We start from the raw sequence: 15,951 nt of genomic DNA, 5'->3' as shown, positions 1-15,951 counted from the left end.
ACCGAAGCTCACTCGGTCCGAGAAGCCGTTGAACGCCTTTTGGACGGCAGGGCGCTGACCGCCGTGATGTCAGTGGTGCCTGCCAGGATGGCCGATGTCGTCGACAGAACGGGAGCGGCAGCACATGGTTGAGCAGGCGGCCCGCCGCATGGCCGAACAGATCGTCGCGAACGCGCCGAAGGGTTGGACGCGGGCCGTGCTCTCGGGTCGTGCAGGCCGTGGCGGAAGCGGAATGACGGGGGGCTACACCGTCCCCGGCGCGCGCGCCGCCATGGGACTGCCCGAGATCCACCCCCTGCTGATGCAGCTTGCGGAGTTGATACGCAAGGACCGCGGCTGGGAACCCGTCAGCTGGGAGATGGACTGCCGGCCCTCCGGCGAGTACCAGCTCGTCACGTTCACGGATGCCATCGGTCGCGTGACCGAACAGCATGGCGGGTACGAGGTCGTCCTGGACCGCGACTACCGCCTTCCGCAGCCAGGCCTCCGACAGGAGGCGGGTACCGCCGCCCCGGCCGGGGACCCGGAGCTGGCCGCGACGAGGTTCCGCAACTACCTGGAGCGGCGTGCCGCCATCCTCGGGCACGCCGAGGAACTGCCGCCGCCCGTCACCGTGGCCGCGCTCGACGACGCCGAACGCCGCATCGGCCGTCGGCTGCCGGCCGACCTGCGGGCGCTGTACCTGATCGCCGACGGGGACGGCATCGGGTACCGGCACCGCTACCTTCTCGAGAACAACGGCTGGCTGTCCCTGGAGAGCCTGGTCGCCGAATACACCGATTGGCGCGAGTGGCAGGACCGTCCCTGGTTCGGCTGGGACCTGGAGTGGGACGCCGTCGTCTTCGACACCACCCCCGCCGGTACCGTCCGACGGTGCGGCGGTCACCCCGACTGGATCCGATTCGCCACGGGCGAGGACGGCAACTACCTCGCCGTCGACATGGCCCCGGCCCGGGAAGGGCGGCCGGGCCAGGTCATCGCCACCGGCCGCGACTACGACGACGGCCCCGTGTACGTCGCCGACTCCATCACCTCCCTGCTCCAACAGCACCTGGAACTGCTGGAGCAGTGCTCCTACGAGAAGTGCGACGAACACATCTCCCTACGCCTGCCTGCCTGCGACCTCGGCCCCCAGCAGAACATCGGCGGCCCCATCCCGGACGAGGTCCCGCCCACCCTCCAGGCCATCCACATCAACGACGTCGACGGCATCGTCGACCTGAGCCCGCTCCTCGCCGCGCCCGGTCTCCGCCGTCTGCACCTCAACCGTGCGACCACCGTCGATCTGATGCCGATGCGGGGCCTGCCCGTCGAGTCCCTCCGTGTCGTCCTCGACGGCGGCGACCTCACCCCGCTCGCAGGCCACCCCCACCTTGCGTCACTCGACCTGAGCACCACCGCCCCGGCGGACCTCACTCCGCTGTGTACCGCCCCCAACCTGCACGGCCTCGATCTCTCCCGCGCCGACATCCCCGACCTGGCCGTCCTGGGCGGCCTTCCGAACCTGCGCTACCTCGCCCTCACTCAGCAGCAGTGGGCCGCGCTGATCGACTCCGGCAACGTACCGCCCGCCCTGGCCGCCGCCCGTCTGACCGGAGCCGGCGTCACCTTCGACGACGCCCTCGCCCTGGCCTCGCGACTCTGCCTGGACACCGACGACGCGCTCCGCATTGTCGGCAGCCTCTGAGCGCGCAGGAGGCAGACCGGCGAGCGCCAAGACGACGGTGCCAACCTGTGCGACGCGAACCTCGGGGATGCGACGCGTGGTCGGAGTGGACGCATTGGCCTGATGCCGTGGCCGCGGTGATGCGGCGACGATCCGTGCCCATCAGTACTCCAGCCGTAGATCGTGATCTTCGTGGCTGTTGGGCTGCCTGTTGTTGGTCCCTCGGTGCCGCCTCAACCGGTCGGTAGTTGAGGCGCGGACTCGCTGCGCACCAGCCTGCCCTTGACCTTCCAGCCGCTGGAGGGAACAGAGTCGAGGTGGCGGCCTGCGACATCAGCCGGGCCCATGAATTGGCGGAGGAGTCGCGATGCGGGGCAAGGGCGTGCAGTACGACACGGGGACGTTCCCGAGTGGGGACACGACCCGTAAGACATTCGAGTCTGGCGTTGTGGCACGTGACATGCGCGTCATCGCGCACGACCTGGGCTGCAACACGGTGCGCATCACCGGCGGTGATCCCGAGCGGCTGAGCACGGCGGCCGGGCACGCGGCCGCGGCCGGGTTGGAGGTGTGGTTCTCGCCGTTCCCCTGTGAGATGACGAACGAGGAGATGCTGCCGTACTTCGTCGATTGCGCCGACCGGGCCGAGGCGCTGCGCCGTGCCGGGGCGGAGGTCGTCTTGGTCACTGGTTGCGAGATCAGTCTGTTCGCCGTCGGCTACCTTCCCGGGGAGACCTTCAACGACCGCATGCACACCCTTCGTGCGGCGCCGATGGAGCGGGAAGCGGCGCTCAAGGAGATTCCCGGCAGGGTCAATGCCTTTCTGAAAGAGGTGGTCGAGGCCGTCCGGCCGCGGTTTGGTGGCCAGGTCTCGTACGCGTCCATTCCCATCGAGCACATCGACTGGACGCCGTTCGACATCGTCGGTGTGGATGCGTACCGCAACAGCCGGAACGCGGCCAACTACCGTGATCAGATCCGGCAGTACTTCGCTCACGGAAAGCCGGTCGCGGTCACCGAGGCGGGCTGCTGCGCCTACCGGGGCGCGGCCGACTTCGGTGCCGGTGGATGGACCGTGATCGAGGCGGACGGGCTCGTCCGGGCGGGCACCGTGCGCGACGAAGGCGAGCAGGTCCGGTACATGCGCGATCTCCTTCCGCTGTTCCAGGAGGAGGGCATCGACACCACCTTCTGGTTCAGCTTCGCCGGCTTCGAACTGCCGCACCGGGCCGACCCGCGCACGGATCTGGATCTCGGCTCGTACGGCATCGTGAAGATGCTGGACGGTACGACGCCGGACGGGGAGTCCGTCCGGGCCTATCCCGGTATGCCTTGGGAGCCGAAGGAAGCCTTCTACACTCTCGCCGAGTTCTACTCGGGCGCTGCCCACCGGTAGTACTCCAGTTGTAGACCGCGAGCTTCGTAGTGCGCGGTCTGCCGGGCGGTGTCAGCGGCCAGTTCGGGCTTGGTGGCTGAGGCGGGCTCGCGCGTAGGGTGCCGGGTGGTCGCGATGCCAGAGGAGTTCGCGCGGAGCACCGTCGACCGCGAGGGGGAGGCCGGGGTGGCATGGCTCGCCGAGTTGCCCAGGATCGTGGTGGAGCTGCTGGGACGTTGGGGGCGCGTGCCGGACGGTGAGGTCATGTACGGGGGCGTCGGGGTCATCGCTCCGGTGCTGCGGCGGGCTGAGGAGAGCGCCGTAGGTCAAGACCCGACGCGACATCGTCCGATGCCTCAAACGCTACGCTGCCCGCGAGGCCTTCCGCCTGGTCGGACTCGTCCAGTCATGCCCCCGTCATAGGGGCAGTGCGGGCACAGTGCCGAGCGGCAGGGAGTCAACTCATAGGCCCGTGACGGGCTGCCCGGTAGGTGCTTGGGCGACCGTGCTCAGGTCGTGGGTCGACCGCCTCCCCATTGGCAGCGGGCGGAACTCCGGCGCAGCTACCATCAGGGTTGTCTTAACGGAGATTGGTGGACACGAATGTCGATAATGCGGACCGTCAGGTGCGGTTGAGTTTCCTGGGCTGATGTGGATGGCGCAATTGTGCCGCCCTGGGTCAACCGTCGCAGGGTTGCCCGTGATGCGACGTCCACACCTGCGCGGTCCTCGTCGCGGTCGGACCGTGGAGCTCGATGGGCGGCCAATCGCCGACGCATTGCCTATGCGTGTCCTCGACGGCCCCTGGAATGGGACGGCGAACCCGATAGCGCGATGACGGTCACCGACCCGGCGACGGGCGTGGTCCGCACCTCCGCCGCCCCCGTCCCCTCACCCACCTTCGGCGTCTTCCACCTGGCCCTCGACTCCTGGACCGACCGCAACGGCAACCGCGTCGACATCGAACGCGACGACGACGGCATCCCCTTCGGCATCCGCCACTCCGGCGGCTACTACCTCGCCGTCGACACCCAGGGCCCCCGCATCACCGCCCTGCGCCTCCTGGACGAACCCCCATCCCGCTACCACCGGGACACCACGCCCGACCAGGGCACCCTCGTCATGCGCTACGCCTACGACACCGCCGGCAACCTCACCGAGGTCATCAACTCCAGCGACAAGCCCCTGCGCTTCACCTACGACACCGATGGTCGCGTCACCCGCTGGACCGACCGCAACGGCACCTGTTTCTCCTACATCTACGACGACCGCGGCCGGGTGATCCGCACCGACGGCGTCGACGGCATCCTCTCCGGCACGCTGACCTACGACGACACCACCCGCACGACGACGTACACAGACTCCCAGGGCCACACCTCGGGCCACCGCTACAACGACAACGGGCTGGTGGTGGAGGAGACGGACGCGCTCGGGCACGTCACCCGCACGGAGTGGGACGAACAGGGGGACAAGCCACTGACGGTCACCGACGCTCTCGGCCACATCACCAGGTACGTCTACGACGGCGCAGGAAATCCGGCTGAACTCGTTCTGCCCGACGGGTCGGTGACGCGGGCCGCCTATGACGCCCTCGGCCTGCCGACCGAGGTGGTCGAGCCGGGCGGGGCGGTCTGGCGGCACACGTATGACGATCGGGGCAATCTGCTTGGCACCGTGGACCCGACTGGGCCGAGAGCCGGTACACGAATGGGAGGGAGGGTCGCCCGACCACGATCACAAACGCCCTGGGTCGCACCCGCACAATGGCCTTCAACGCTGCGGGTTTGCCGAATTCCGTGACGGACGAACTCGGTCATGTACGGTCACATACACATACGACGCGTTGGGCAGGGTGAAAGCGCGGACCAACGGTGCCAGGCAGACGCTGCACCTCACACGGGATGCGCTGGGCCGGCTTGTGGAGCAACGCTCAGAGACGGATGGCGTCACGACATTCGCCTATGCCGCGGACGGGCGGCTGGCCCGGGCGGTGAACGCGGACGCCGACGTCGTTCTCACCCGAGATGCCATGGGCTGTGTGCTGAGCGAGACTCTCAACGGCCGCGCCATTACGTACACCTACGATGTCCTTGGCCGGCGGATTCTCCGTGTGACCCCAGTGGGGTCGGCGTCCCACTGGACTTATGACCCCGCGGGCAGGCCGACAGAGATGCGTTCCGACGCAGGAGTGCTGGCCTTCACTCACGATGCGGCAGGGCGCGAGACGCAACGTCAGACAGGCAGTGACGTCACCCTGACCCAGCACTGGGACCCGGTCGATCGCCTCACCGGCCAGTCGCTCACCACAGGTGCGCGCAATCTGTTGCAGCACCGCACATACGCCCATGACGCCGACGGCCATCTGGCCGAGATCCGAGAGCTCACGATGGGCACGCGCCGCTTCGATCTCGACTCCACGGGGCGAGTGACGGGTGTACGAGCCCACGGCTGGAACGAGACCTACGTATACGACAGCGTGGGCAACCTCACCGAAGTAGCCGCAGGCGCCCACGCCGCCGCCGGTGATCGTGACGTCGACGGCATGCGTGTCCGACGGGCGGGTGGCACCACGTACACCTGCGACTCCCAAGGCCGTCGAACCTGCAAGATCCGCAAGCTGTTGAGCGGGCAGACGAAAACATGGGCGTACGCCTGGAACGCGGAGGACCGGCTCGTCGAGGTTGTCATGCCCGAGGAGGGCCGGTGGCGGTATGCCTACGATCCGCTGGGCCGACGCATCGCCAAATCCCGTCGCCTGTCAGATGGTTCAGATGTCGACCGAGCAGACTTCAGGTGAAAAAATCGCTCCTCGCCGAGCGTTTCCTCACAGACGGCAGGATCACGACCTGGGACTACGCGCCGTCAAGGGTGTCCTCGGCGTCTCCGCCCTAGGGGGTGTCTCCCCGATCTTCGCGGGCCCGCGACGCCTGGCACGGCACCTCGCCGCACGGCCGAATCGCCCAAGTACGTCCAGTACGAGGACGACTCGACCGCACACCGAGGCACCGCACCAGACGCCGCGGGCTGATCCACGAAGATCGGGGAGACACCCCCTAGTGCCAGGCGTAGACCCGGACGGGATCGAGGTGGAGTTCATTGGGGCCCAGGCAATCGGCGGCCCAGGTGGCCAGGCGTGAGCCGCAGGCGCAGGCCAGGTTGGGGCCGTGCGCGCCGGTGGGGCCACAGCATCCGGTCCAGTTGTTCCCGCAGGTGAAGGGGGTGAGGCGGGGCAGGACGTCGTCGGGGTGGATGACGACGCTGTCGCGCCGGCCCGCGGAGATGGTGGTCCCGGTGTCGGTCCGCAGCAGTTCGCGGCCCGAGCTGCGGGGGTGTTGGCGGGGTGTGGCGGCAGGGGCGAAGGGCGCGCCCCACGGGTCGGGGTCGATGGCGTAGTGCCCGTGCGGGACGGTGGAGCGGGCCCGCCCGGTCTTCCTGTCCCGGCCGTCGTCCGGGTCGTCGACGTCCGGGACCGTGGGCAGAGCCATCAGGTCGCCGGTGAGCGCGGTCCCGCACTTGGTGCAGTAGAAGATAGTCACGCGTCGGGTTCTACCGGCTGGCGGTCCGGCCCGTCACGCGGGAAATCGCCTGGCTGACGGGAGCGAGTCGGGGGAGCCGCCCGCCGTGCCTCAGCTCAGCGTCCTGCAGGCCGGGAAGCCAGGCGAGCAGCCGCCGCCCCCCGCCGTCACTGCCATCGGCATCGCTGCCGTGCGACCACCGCTCAGGAGATCACGCTGCAAACGCGCCAGCCGTCTCTGCCCGTTGCGGAGCACCACGGCACAGGCCGTGACAACACGTCGCGTACTTCGGTCCCGGGGCGCCGCTACGAATGCGGTTCCGACGGTCTCAGGATGTCCCGGTCCTGAGGCCGCCGCCCAGCAGCAGCGCCACGTCCAGCGCCGCCACGGCGACCGCCGTCGTGAACGCGGCCCGCTCCCTGCGGCGGCCCAGTACCGCCCCGGCCACCGCGATCAGCCCGGCACCCGCCAGCGCGGCCACCTGCCGGGCGCCGGGCGGGCCGGCGGGCCCGAGCGCCAGCAGGGCCGACGCGGTGACGAGGGGCACCGGCAGCAGCAGCCGTACCCGGCCGGGGCCCAGCCGCTGCGGCCAGCCCCGTACGCCGGTCGCCACGTCGCCCCGGATGTCCGGCAGCACATTCCCGAGGTGGGCGCCGACACCCAGCAGCGCACCGGCGGCGAGGACCCACCAGGCGGGCCACGGCCGCTCCGGCAGACCCAGCGTGACGAAGGCAGGGAGCGCGGCGAAGGCCACCGCGTACGGCGCCCAGGACCAGCGGGTCGCCTTGAGCCGCAGGTCGTACGCCCACGCGGCCGCGACGGCGGTCAGATGCACGGCGCCCGCCGACCACCCGCAGGCAAAGGAGAGCGGCACGCACACGGCCAGCGCGGCACAGGCAGCCGTCCACACCTGCCCGGCCTCGATCGCGCCGTCCGCGACGGGCTTGCCCCGGCGGCCCGTGGCGCTGTCCCGGCGCGCGTCGACGGCGTCGTTGCACCAGCCGATGGAGAGCTGCCCGGTGAGCACGGCGCCGGTGGTGAGCAGGCACAAGCCCGGCTCCTGCCCTGCCGTCACGGCAAGCGCCGCCGTCAGCGCGGTGACCGCCACCAAGGGGCCGGGGTGGCACGCCCCGGCCAGGGCGGAGGTCGTACGAACCAGGATCGTCGACTGCTCGGGAGTCACCATCCGGCGATCCTAGGAGCCCCGCCGAGCACGCCACGATCGGGAACGGCCGGACGGGCGATCTCTGGTGCCGGGCCGGCCGCCCCGGGAAGGGCTGCTGAGTCCACCCGGATCGGTCGACGTACGGGAGCGTCATGACGCGGATCGCAGCCGTGCGCGGTGCCCTCGCTCCGTACCGCTTCGCCCAGGCCGAGATCACCGACATGGTGGCCGGCGCCTGTCTGCCGCAGGGCGCCGACCGCCAGGTGCTGGACCGCCTGCACCGCAATGCCGGGGTCCGCGCCCGCCACATGACGCTGCCGCTCGACCGGTACGAGACGCTGGACGGCTTCGGCGCCGCCAATGACCTCTACATCGCCGCCGCCACGGACCTCGGTGCCCGTGTGACCCGGGACGCGTTGCGTGCCGCCCGGCTGTCGGCGGCCGACGTGGACCTGTTGGTCTTCACGTCGGTCACCGGGGTCGCCGTCCCGTCCGTCGACGCGCGGGTGGCGGGCCGGCTCGGGCTGCGGCCGGACGTGCGGCGGGTACCGCTGTTCGGTCTTGGCTGTGCCGGGGGAGCGGCCGGCCTGGCGCGCGTGCACGACTTCCTGCTGGGGCGCCCCGAGCAGGTGGCGGTGCTGCTGTCGGTCGAGCTGTGTTCGCTCACCTTCCAACGCGGGGACGTCTCCACGGCCAACCTGGTCGCCACCGGCCTCTTCGGTGACGGCGCCGCCGCCGTGGTGGCCTGCGGGGCCGACCGCGCGGACGCGTTCACGGGCCCCACGGTCGTGGACGCCCGCAGCCGTCTGTACCCGGACGCGGTCGGTGCGCTGGGCTGGGACATCGGGGACTCCGGCTTCAAGGTCGTCCTCGATCCGGACATCCCGCAGGCGCTCCGTCACCATCTGGCCGACGACGTACGGGAGTTCCTCGGCGACCACGGCCTGAAGCCACAGCACGTGACGGCCTGGGTGTGCCACCCCGGCGGCCCCCGCATCCTGGAGGCCGCCACCGAGGCGCTCGACCTCCCCGCCGAGGAACTCCACTTCAGCTGGCGCCACTTGGCCGAAGTCGGCAACCTCTCCTCGTCCTCCGTGCTCCACGTACTCCGCGACACCCTCACCGAACGCCGCCCGCCGCCCGGCACTCCGGGACTGCTGCTGGCCGTCGGGCCGGGGCTGGCCTGCGAATTGGTGCTGCTGAGCTGGTGAGCACGGGCATGGGCATGGGCATGGGCACGGGCACGGGCACGGGCACGACAGGAGGACACATGATCTGGTACGCGCTGCTGGTGGCCGCCGTCGCGGGTGAGCGGGTCGCCGAACTGGTCGTGGCCCGCCGTAATGAGCAGTGGAGCAGGTCACGCGGGGCGATCGTGGCGGGTGACGGGCACTATCCGGCGATGGTCGCCCTGCACGTGGGTCTCCTGGCGGGCTGTCCGCTCGAAGTGTGGCTCGGCGGGCGGCCGTTCGTGCCCGCGCTCGGCTGGTCGATGCTGGCCGTGCTGGTGGCCGCGCAGGCATTGCGGTGGTGGTGCGTCGGGACGCTCGGACCGCGCTGGAACACCCGCGTGATCGTCGTACCGGGCCTGCCGCTGGTGACCCGGGGGCCGTACCGGCTGCTGCGGCACCCGAACTACGTGGCCGTGGTGGCCGAGGGGATCGCACTGCCCCTGGTGCACACGGCCTGGGTGACCGCCGTCGTCTTCACGATGCTGAACGCCGCCGTGCTGACCGTGCGCATCCGCTGCGAGAACCAGGCGCTCGCCGCCGCCGGCACACCGGTTCCGGCGTGATCGACGTACTGGTGGCCGGTGGTGGTCCGGCCGGGCTGGCGGCGGCCGTGCACGCCACGCTGGCCGGGCTCACCGCGGTGGTGGTCGAGCCGCGCACGGCGCCCGTGGACAAGGCGTGCGGCGAGGGCGTCATGCCCGGCGGTGTCGCCGCCCTCCGGGCGCTGGGCGTGGAGCCGGCGGGCCGGGAACTGCGCGGCATCCGCTACGTGGACGGCCCCCGCCGCGCCGAAGCGCCCTTCCGCGACCGGCCGGGGCTGGGCGTCCGCCGTACGACCCTGCACCACGCCCTGCACGAGCGCGCCCTCGGCCTCGGCGTACGGATCGTCCCCGGCAAGGTCGGCGAAGTGCGCCAGACGCGGGACGGCGTCACCGCCGCCGGGATCGCGGCGCGTTGGCTGATCGCCGCCGACGGCCTGCACTCGCTCGTCCGCCGCCGCCTCGGCCTGGAGCTGCCCCACAGCACGTGGGGCGGCCGGTACGGACTGCGCCGCCACTACCACGTCGCCCCGTGGACGGACTTCGTGGAGGTCCACTGGTCCGGCCAGGGCGAGGCATACGTGACCCCGGTCGCCGACGGTCTGGTGGGGGTCGCGGTACTGAGCCGCGTCCGCCGCGGGTACGACGAGCATCTGGCCGGTTTCCCGGCACTCACCGCCGCGCTGCACGGGGCCCCCGCCACGGAGGTGCGAGGTGCGGGGCCGCTGCGCCAGCGGGTGCGGCGCAGGGTCGAGGGCCGGGTACTGCTCGTCGGGGACGCGGCGGGCTATGTGGACGCGCTCACCGGTGAGGGCATCGCACTCGCCCTGGCGACGGCCGAGGCCGCCGTACGGTGTGTCGCGGCCGGGCGGCCGGAGCGGTACGAGCGGGAGTGGGCCCGGGCCACGCGCCGCCACCGACTGCTGACCGGGGCGTTGCTGGCCGCAAGCGGCCATCCGGTCGGCGCCCGGCTCATCGTGCCCGTGGCGTCCCGGTTGCCGCCGGTCTTCGCGGCGGCGGTGCACGCGCTCCGTTGACGGACTTCGTCCGGCGGCGCTGAGGTGCGAGGCCGGGGGCAGGCGTCGTGGCTGTGGTTGCGAGCGTGTCGAGACGGTCCACCGTCTTTGCCGTTGTTACTGTGCGCTTCGCTCGAATAAGTCCATAAAGCACCGATTCGCGCCTGCTGGTGGTCGAGAGGACACGGACCATGAACGAATTTTCTCGTCGCGGACTGCTCAAGGCGACGGCGGTCGCCGGTGCCGGCGCGGTTGTCGTGCCCGGCGTCGCGGCCGCCGCGGCCCCCGACGCGAGCGCGGCGACCGAGGAAGCCGTGAGCGGGGCACACGGGGCGAAGTGCCCGCCGGCCAAGCTGACCGGCCGAATCGTCCGCCCCGACGACCCCGGGTACACGGACGCGCGCCTCGGCTGGGACCAGCTCTTCTCCCACTATCCGCTGGTGATCGTCTTCGCTCAGAACACCCAGGACGTGGTCAACGCCCTGACGTGGGCGCGGCAGAACGACGTCGCGCTGCGCATCCGGAGCGGCCGCCACAGCCTCGAGGGCTGGTCGAACGTCGACAGCGGCCTCGTGATCGACATCAGCGAGCTGAAGTCGGTCCACATCGACAGAGCCGCTCGCGTCGCGACGGTCGGCTCCGGACTCAATCAGGTGGAAGCGGTGACCACACTCGCGAAGCAGAACTTCGCGGTGACGACAGGGACCGAAGGCAGCGTGGGCCTGTCCGGAGCCACGCTCGGCGGCGGGTTCGGCTTCCTCACGCGCTGGCTCGGCATGGCCTGCGACAGCCTGATCGGAGCCGAGATCGTCGTCGCGGAAGGCGACGAGTGCGGCAAGGTGATCAAGACCGATCCGAACCACGACGCGGACCTGCTCTGGGCGCTGCGCGGAGCGGGCAACGGCAACTTCGGCATCGTCACCTCCCTCACCTACAAGCTGGCCCCGTTGAAGAGCGTCACGTACCTCCAGGCCACGTGGGACGGAACCGGCGACCTGAGCAGGATCTTCAAGGCCTACCAGCGCACCGCGCCGTACACCGACGACCGCCTCGGCACCCAGCTCGAAATCCACCGGAACCAGATCCTGCTGTTCGCGGTCCTCGCCGAAGGAACACCCGCGGAGGCGAAACGGCTGCTGGCCCCGATCCTGTCGATCGACAGCCCTCAGGTCTCGACGCAGGTGGGGAACTGGGGCGACGTGTACGCGGGATTCCAGATCCCGATCGAGGACGAACCCGCGAACTGGAAGTTCTACTCGCAGTTCACCAGGAAGCCGTTCCCGACCAAGGCGATCGACGTGATCTCCTCGTTCATCAGGGACGCCCCCACGGACGACAGCAACTTCTTCGTCCAGGCGTTCGGCGGGGCGGTCAAGAGGAGCCCCCGCGGCGGTACGGCGTTCCCGCACCGCGACGCGCTCTTCTACTCCGAGCCCGGCGTCGGCTGGGGCAAGCGCAGTGACCAGCCGGGCATCTGCGACCCGCTCACCCCTCAGGCGCAGGCATGGATCGCCGAATTCAGCCAGGAGCTGCGTCCTTACGTGGACGGCGCCTACGTCAACGTGCCGAACATCGGAATGCAGGACTGGGAGACCGCCTACTGGCGATCCAACGTCGACCGACTGCGCAAGATCAAGGCGAAGTACGACCCGCGCAACGTCTTCCAGTACGACCAGAGCATCCCGCCCGCCTCCCGCTGACCGAGCACGGCCCGAGCCCCCTCCCGGCCGGTGAGGGGGCTCAGTCACGCCCCCAGCAGCATCGACGCCTCGATCGGAACCGTCGGGCCGACCCGCCGCAGGAAGGCACCTCCCCCCAGTGCGAAATACTCTCCAGATGAGCTCACGCACTTCCCCGATCAGCCAGATCGCGATACGGCGGGCCGTCGCGCGGGATGCCAAACGGCTCACGCGGCTCGTGCGTGGCTCGGGCGCCTACGAGGGTAAGTACGCAGCCATGGTCGCGGGCTACCGGGTCGGTCCCGATTACATCGAGGCCCATCGCGTCTTCGTAGCCGTCGACGCCGACGAACACGGGGGCCGGGTCCTCGGGTTCTACTCGCTCGTCCTCGCTCCGCCGGAGCTCGACCTGCTGTTCGTCGCCGACGAAGCGCAAGGACGGGGTATAGGACGGCTGCTCGTCGCGCACATGCGGTCCGAGGCCCGTGCCGCCGGGCTCGACCGCGTCAAGGTCGTGTCGCATCCTCCCGCCGAGAACTTCTACCACCGTGTCGGTGCGGTACGGATCGGGACCGCGCTCGCGAACCCGCCCGCCGTGCTGTGGGACCGTCCCGAGTTCGAGTTCCGCATTCCTTCGGAATGACGCGGTGTGCCGGTTCGCGGGGCACCGGCTTCGCCCGCATGGTGGCCGGCCCGCGGGAGCTGCTGGACGCCGCGCGCTCCGTGTATGCCGTCGCCTCTGCCTCTGGGGGTGGAATCAGGGTGCGTCACTCCCGTGTGCTCTCTCCCTCGCCGGCCTGGGGAACCGTGTCGCCGATGACGGCGGCGAGGCGTTGGAGCTGAGCGGCGAGTTCGTGGCGTTCGCGGGCGGTGAAGTGTGACAGCGCCTCGGACTGGCGGGCCCGTAGCTCCGCCTGCATCGCCGCGAGGCGGTCGGCGCCGTCGCCGGTGAGGCGGATGAGGACCTGGCGCTCGTCGTGCGGGGAACGCTGTCGCGTGACCACGCCCGCTGCTTCGAGCTGCTTGAGCATGCGGGTGGCGGTCGGGACGCTGACCTCGGCGGTGGCGGCGAGTTTGCCGACCGGGAGGCCGTCGCCCTTGGTGTCGGCGGAGAGGGGTTCCAGCAGGGTCAGCTGCGCCATGGACAGCCCGGCCCCCGCGTGCCGCATGGTTGCCGCCCGCGAGCGGCGCATCGCATAAAACAGCCGGTCAGCGGCCTGTGCCAGCTCCCGCACGCCCGCCTCGTCACCGGTCGGGCCCTGGAGATCGTCCTCGTCGTGCTTGCTCAGCTCTCGCATGACTGTTAGCTTACTAAATGAAGTCGTTAGCAAGCTAAGCTTTAGGAGGCTTTGAGTCATGGACTTCCCCGCACGCATCGACGTCCACCACCACATCGTCCCGCCCGTCTGGGCCGAGACCCTGGCCGCGCGCGGCCTGACCTCCGGCGGCTGGGCCATCCCCGCCTGGAGCCCGAAGAGCGCGATCGCGATGATGGACGAGCAGGGCATCGCCACCGGCGTCATGTCCGTCACCTCGCCCGGCGTCCACCTCGGCGACGACGCCGACGCCCGCGACCTGGCCCGCGCCGTCAACGAGTACGGCGCCGAGGTCGTCAAGGACAACCCCGACCGCTTCGGCCACTTCGCGAGCATCCCGCTGCCCGACGTCGACGCCGCTGTCGCGGAGGCCGCGTACGCGCTCGACGTCCTCGGCGCCGACGGCGTGGTCCTGATGTCCAACGCCCATGGCAAGTACCTCGGCGACCCGGACTTCGAGCCGCTGTGGGCCGAGCTGGACCGCCGCTCGGCGAACGTCTTCGTCCACCCCGCGCAGCCCCCGATGACGCTGCTGCCCGGCACCCCCGCCCCGCTCGCGGACTACGTCTTCGACACCACCCGCACCGCCCTGAACATGGTGCTCAACGGCGTCATGGACCGCTACCGCAACGTCCGCGTGATCCTCTCCCACGGCGGCGGCTTCCTGCCCTACGCCGCCTACCGCTTCTCCGGCCTGACCTCCACCGTCGTGGACCGGGAGCGCAAGGCCGACGACATCCTGCGCGACCTGAAGCGGTTCTACTTCGACACCGCCCTGTCCGCCAGCCCCTCCGCCCTCCCCGCCCTGCTCGCCTTCGCCGAGCCCGGCCACGTCCTCTACGGCAGCGACTGGCCCTTCGCCCCGCAGGAAGCCGGCTCCTACTACAACCACTTCCTGGAGACCTACCCCGACTTCACCCCGGGCCAGGCCGCGGCCGTCAACCGCGGCAACGCCGAGGCGCTCTTCCCCCGCCTCGCCCGCTGACCCCGCCCGTTCACACACGCTCCGCGTCAGCGCCATGCCGCGATGCCCCGCACCGACAGTGCGGGGCATCGGCACGTCGTGCGTCGGACCTCTCAGGTGAGGCGCGCGAAGATCTTCTTGGCGTTGCCGTGGTTGAAGGCCGTCATCTGCTCGTCCGTGAGGCCGCTGTGCGTGTCCAGGAGATGGTTGAACGCTGCCGCTACGGGCGCGGGCGCGTAGGGGAAGTCGCTGCCGAAGAGGATGCGTTCGTGGTCCGCGAAGGCCAGGAAGCTGGGGAAGGCGTCCGGCCCGGAGGACAGGGCGGTGTCCCAGTAGAACAGCTTGAACTTCGCCAACAGCTCCTCGATGGTGGGCCCGTCGGGGTGGAGGGCCGGCTGCAGCTCGCAGAACCTCATCACCGCGTAGGGGACGAACCCGCCCGCGTGCGCGAGGATGATCTTCGCGTCGGGGTTGCGGTCCAGTACCCCGGCGAAGACCATCTGCACGGCGTTCCGGGTGGTGTCGAAGGGATAGTCCACGAGCGGGCCCGGCACGTCCGGCAGGAGCGGGATGAGGGGGTGGCCGGGATGGACGAACACGACGGCCGACCGCCGGTTCAGTGCCTCCCAGAGTGGCGTGTACTTCGGGTCGCCCAGGTAGACGCCCTCGTAGTTGCTCAGGAGTACGACGCCGTCGGCGCCCAGCTCGTCCAGCGCGTACTCGGCCTCCGCCACGGCGCCCTCGACGTCCGGCAGCGGGACGGTGGCGAAGTTGCCGAACCGGTCCGGATGCCGGGCGACCAGCTCCGCGACGTACTCGTTGACCCTGCGCGCCATGTCCCGGCGCTTCTGACCCTCCCAGCCGACCACGCTCGGCGCGGTCAGTGACAGGACGCTGGTGGCGATCCGCTGCTCGTCCATGTACGCCAGGTGCGCCTCCGGACTCCACCCCGGGGTGGCCCAGCCCGACGGGTCGCCTCCGTGACTCGGCAGCGCCTCGCCCCAGAACGGGGGCACCACGTGCGTGTGCACATCGATACGATCCGCGTTCGCCATCCGGTGTCTCCCTCTTCCGCCCCCTTCGACAGATCATCTGGAACGTAGCCCGCTGACATCACGCCCGCCATCCGGCCCGCTCGGGACGCCCCGAGGGGCCCACGGGTCCAGGGTGTCTGCCACACCGGCCGTGCGGAACGCCGGTCGGATTCGGTGACGCGGTCGACACCGTTCTGGCCGCCGGTCCGCAGCGTGGTGACCGAGGAAACCCATGTCCCTCCGGGATCACGCGCGTTGGGGGAGCCGACGAGGACCAACCTCCTCCAGACCGCCTGGCCGCAAGAGGTGGTGTCCCTCCACGAACGTGCGCTGTCCATGGGCCAGGACGCGGTGGATCGCGGAGCGCGCTCCGTGAAGGGCGATCCCGGAATGGGGATCGACGTCGATGTCCGTGATGACGCACAGTTCGAGGTGCTCTTTGCCTTGGCG

General features: G+C 70.4%; 16 protein-coding genes. 11 read left to right on the top strand and 5 right to left on the bottom strand.

The features are described from left to right. Positions 1–232 precede the first annotated feature (232 nt). Positions 233–1,687, top strand: coding sequence for an SMI1/KNR4 family protein (locus AB0E91_RS22170; protein WP_361784444.1), 1,455 nt, complete (start codon positions 233–235; stop codon positions 1,685–1,687). Positions 1,688–2,033: 346 nt separating this feature from the next. After that, positions 2,034–3,062: a hypothetical protein gene (locus tag AB0E91_RS22165; RefSeq protein ID WP_361784441.1), complete on the top strand. Its 1,029-nt coding sequence runs from the start codon at positions 2,034–2,036 to the stop codon at positions 3,060–3,062. Here the strand turns inward: AB0E91_RS22165 and AB0E91_RS22160 are convergent. Further along, complete coding sequence (locus AB0E91_RS22160) at positions 3,038–3,307, bottom strand: hypothetical protein (RefSeq protein ID WP_361784438.1); 270 nt, start codon at positions 3,305–3,307, stop codon at positions 3,038–3,040. The two genes, AB0E91_RS22165 and AB0E91_RS22160, sit on opposite strands and share 25 nt — an antisense overlap. Before the next feature lie 568 nt (positions 3,308–3,875). Between AB0E91_RS22160 and AB0E91_RS22155 the strand changes: the two genes are divergently transcribed. The 3 genes from AB0E91_RS22155 to AB0E91_RS22145 are packed head-to-tail and all read left to right on the top strand — an operon-like array spanning position 3,876 to position 5,838. Next, on the top strand, positions 3,876–4,841 hold the full coding sequence (locus AB0E91_RS22155; RefSeq protein WP_361784435.1) for a hypothetical protein: 966 nt from the start codon (positions 3,876–3,878) through the stop codon (positions 4,839–4,841). Then, positions 4,805–4,897, top strand: coding sequence for a hypothetical protein (locus AB0E91_RS22150; protein ID WP_361784432.1), 93 nt, complete (start codon positions 4,805–4,807; stop codon positions 4,895–4,897). The genes AB0E91_RS22155 and AB0E91_RS22150 overlap by 37 nt, the downstream gene beginning before the upstream one ends. Further along, entirely contained in the window at positions 4,894–5,838 is a 945-nt protein-coding gene (locus tag AB0E91_RS22145; protein WP_361784429.1) for a hypothetical protein, read from the top strand. Before AB0E91_RS22150 ends, AB0E91_RS22145 begins: the two co-directional genes overlap by 4 nt. 256 nt (positions 5,839–6,094) lie before the next feature. On the opposite strand, the gene AB0E91_RS22140 is transcribed toward AB0E91_RS22145, so the two are convergent. Both AB0E91_RS22140 and AB0E91_RS22135 read right to left on the bottom strand, forming a co-directional pair. Next, positions 6,095–6,577 carry a hypothetical protein gene (locus AB0E91_RS22140; RefSeq protein ID WP_361784426.1) on the bottom strand — a complete coding sequence of 161 codons (483 nt, stop codon included), beginning with the start codon at positions 6,575–6,577 and terminating at the stop codon, positions 6,095–6,097. A gap of 307 nt (positions 6,578–6,884) precedes the next feature. Beyond that, complete coding sequence (locus AB0E91_RS22135) at positions 6,885–7,742, bottom strand: UbiA family prenyltransferase (RefSeq protein WP_361784423.1); 858 nt, start codon at positions 7,740–7,742, stop codon at positions 6,885–6,887. Positions 7,743–7,873: 131 nt separating this feature from the next. Here AB0E91_RS22135 and AB0E91_RS22130 point away from each other — a divergent pair, with 131 nt between their 5' ends. From AB0E91_RS22130 to AB0E91_RS22110, 5 genes are all read left to right on the top strand, one after another. Continuing rightward, positions 7,874–8,932 carry a 3-oxoacyl-[acyl-carrier-protein] synthase III C-terminal domain-containing protein gene (locus AB0E91_RS22130; protein WP_361784420.1) on the top strand — a complete coding sequence of 353 codons (1,059 nt, stop codon included), beginning with the start codon at positions 7,874–7,876 and terminating at the stop codon, positions 8,930–8,932. Positions 8,933–8,991: 59 nt separating this feature from the next. After that, positions 8,992–9,516: an isoprenylcysteine carboxyl methyltransferase family protein gene (locus AB0E91_RS22125; RefSeq protein ID WP_361784417.1), complete on the top strand. Its 525-nt coding sequence runs from the start codon at positions 8,992–8,994 to the stop codon at positions 9,514–9,516. After that, positions 9,513–10,529 carry an FAD-dependent monooxygenase gene (locus AB0E91_RS22120; RefSeq protein WP_361784414.1) on the top strand — a complete coding sequence of 339 codons (1,017 nt, stop codon included), beginning with the start codon at positions 9,513–9,515 and terminating at the stop codon, positions 10,527–10,529. The genes AB0E91_RS22125 and AB0E91_RS22120 overlap by 4 nt, the downstream gene beginning before the upstream one ends. A 170-nt stretch (positions 10,530–10,699) precedes the next feature. Beyond that, positions 10,700–12,208 (top strand): FAD-binding oxidoreductase, encoded by a 1,509-nt coding sequence (locus AB0E91_RS22115; RefSeq protein WP_361784411.1) that lies wholly within the window; start codon positions 10,700–10,702, stop codon positions 12,206–12,208. A gap of 136 nt (positions 12,209–12,344) precedes the next feature. Beyond that, the gene (locus AB0E91_RS22110) at positions 12,345–12,830 is read left to right on the top strand and encodes a GNAT family N-acetyltransferase (RefSeq protein WP_361784408.1); all 486 of its coding nucleotides are present in this window, start codon (positions 12,345–12,347) and stop codon (positions 12,828–12,830) included. A gap of 124 nt (positions 12,831–12,954) precedes the next feature. Here the strand turns inward: AB0E91_RS22110 and AB0E91_RS22105 are convergent, their stop codons facing one another. After that, positions 12,955–13,485 (bottom strand): MarR family transcriptional regulator, encoded by a 531-nt coding sequence (locus AB0E91_RS22105; RefSeq protein WP_361784405.1) that lies wholly within the window; start codon positions 13,483–13,485, stop codon positions 12,955–12,957. A 58-nt stretch (positions 13,486–13,543) separates the two neighbouring features. On the opposite strand from AB0E91_RS22105, the gene AB0E91_RS22100 reads away from it, so the two are divergent. Then, the gene (locus AB0E91_RS22100) at positions 13,544–14,488 is read left to right on the top strand and encodes an amidohydrolase family protein (RefSeq protein WP_361784402.1); all 945 of its coding nucleotides are present in this window, start codon (positions 13,544–13,546) and stop codon (positions 14,486–14,488) included. A 92-nt stretch (positions 14,489–14,580) separates the two neighbouring features. On the opposite strand, the gene AB0E91_RS22095 is transcribed toward AB0E91_RS22100, so the two are convergent. After that, positions 14,581–15,522 carry an amidohydrolase family protein gene (locus tag AB0E91_RS22095; RefSeq protein ID WP_361784399.1) on the bottom strand — a complete coding sequence of 314 codons (942 nt, stop codon included), beginning with the start codon at positions 15,520–15,522 and terminating at the stop codon, positions 14,581–14,583. Positions 15,523–15,951: the final 429 nt, after the last annotated feature.

This window comes from Streptomyces sp. NPDC026659, from assembly GCF_040638245.1.
Classification (GTDB): domain Bacteria; phylum Actinomycetota; class Actinomycetes; order Streptomycetales; family Streptomycetaceae; genus Streptomyces.
Note: the sequence above shows the minus strand (reverse complement) of the source record. Positions and strands in the feature narration are given on the sequence as shown.

Coding starts and splice junctions, on each gene's coding strand:
- AB0E91_RS22125 (WP_361784417.1), top strand. CDS start 8,992: ATGATCTGGTACGCGCTGCTGGTGGCCGCCGTCGCGGGTGAGCGGGTC.
- AB0E91_RS22135 (WP_361784423.1), bottom strand. CDS start 7,742: ATGGTGACTCCCGAGCAGTCGACGATCCTGGTTCGTACGACCTCCGCC.
- AB0E91_RS22155 (WP_361784435.1), top strand. CDS start 3,876: ATGACGGTCACCGACCCGGCGACGGGCGTGGTCCGCACCTCCGCCGCC.
- AB0E91_RS22110 (WP_361784408.1), top strand. CDS start 12,345: ATGAGCTCACGCACTTCCCCGATCAGCCAGATCGCGATACGGCGGGCC.
- AB0E91_RS22150 (WP_361784432.1), top strand. CDS start 4,805: ATGGCCTTCAACGCTGCGGGTTTGCCGAATTCCGTGACGGACGAACTC.
- AB0E91_RS22165 (WP_361784441.1), top strand. CDS start 2,034: ATGCGGGGCAAGGGCGTGCAGTACGACACGGGGACGTTCCCGAGTGGG.
- AB0E91_RS22100 (WP_361784402.1), top strand. CDS start 13,544: ATGGACTTCCCCGCACGCATCGACGTCCACCACCACATCGTCCCGCCC.
- AB0E91_RS22160 (WP_361784438.1), bottom strand. CDS start 3,307: ATGACCTCACCGTCCGGCACGCGCCCCCAACGTCCCAGCAGCTCCACC.
- AB0E91_RS22130 (WP_361784420.1), top strand. CDS start 7,874: ATGACGCGGATCGCAGCCGTGCGCGGTGCCCTCGCTCCGTACCGCTTC.
- AB0E91_RS22105 (WP_361784405.1), bottom strand. CDS start 13,485: ATGCGAGAGCTGAGCAAGCACGACGAGGACGATCTCCAGGGCCCGACC.
- AB0E91_RS22170 (WP_361784444.1), top strand. CDS start 233: ATGACGGGGGGCTACACCGTCCCCGGCGCGCGCGCCGCCATGGGACTG.
- AB0E91_RS22095 (WP_361784399.1), bottom strand. CDS start 15,522: ATGGCGAACGCGGATCGTATCGATGTGCACACGCACGTGGTGCCCCCG.
- AB0E91_RS22115 (WP_361784411.1), top strand. CDS start 10,700: ATGAACGAATTTTCTCGTCGCGGACTGCTCAAGGCGACGGCGGTCGCC.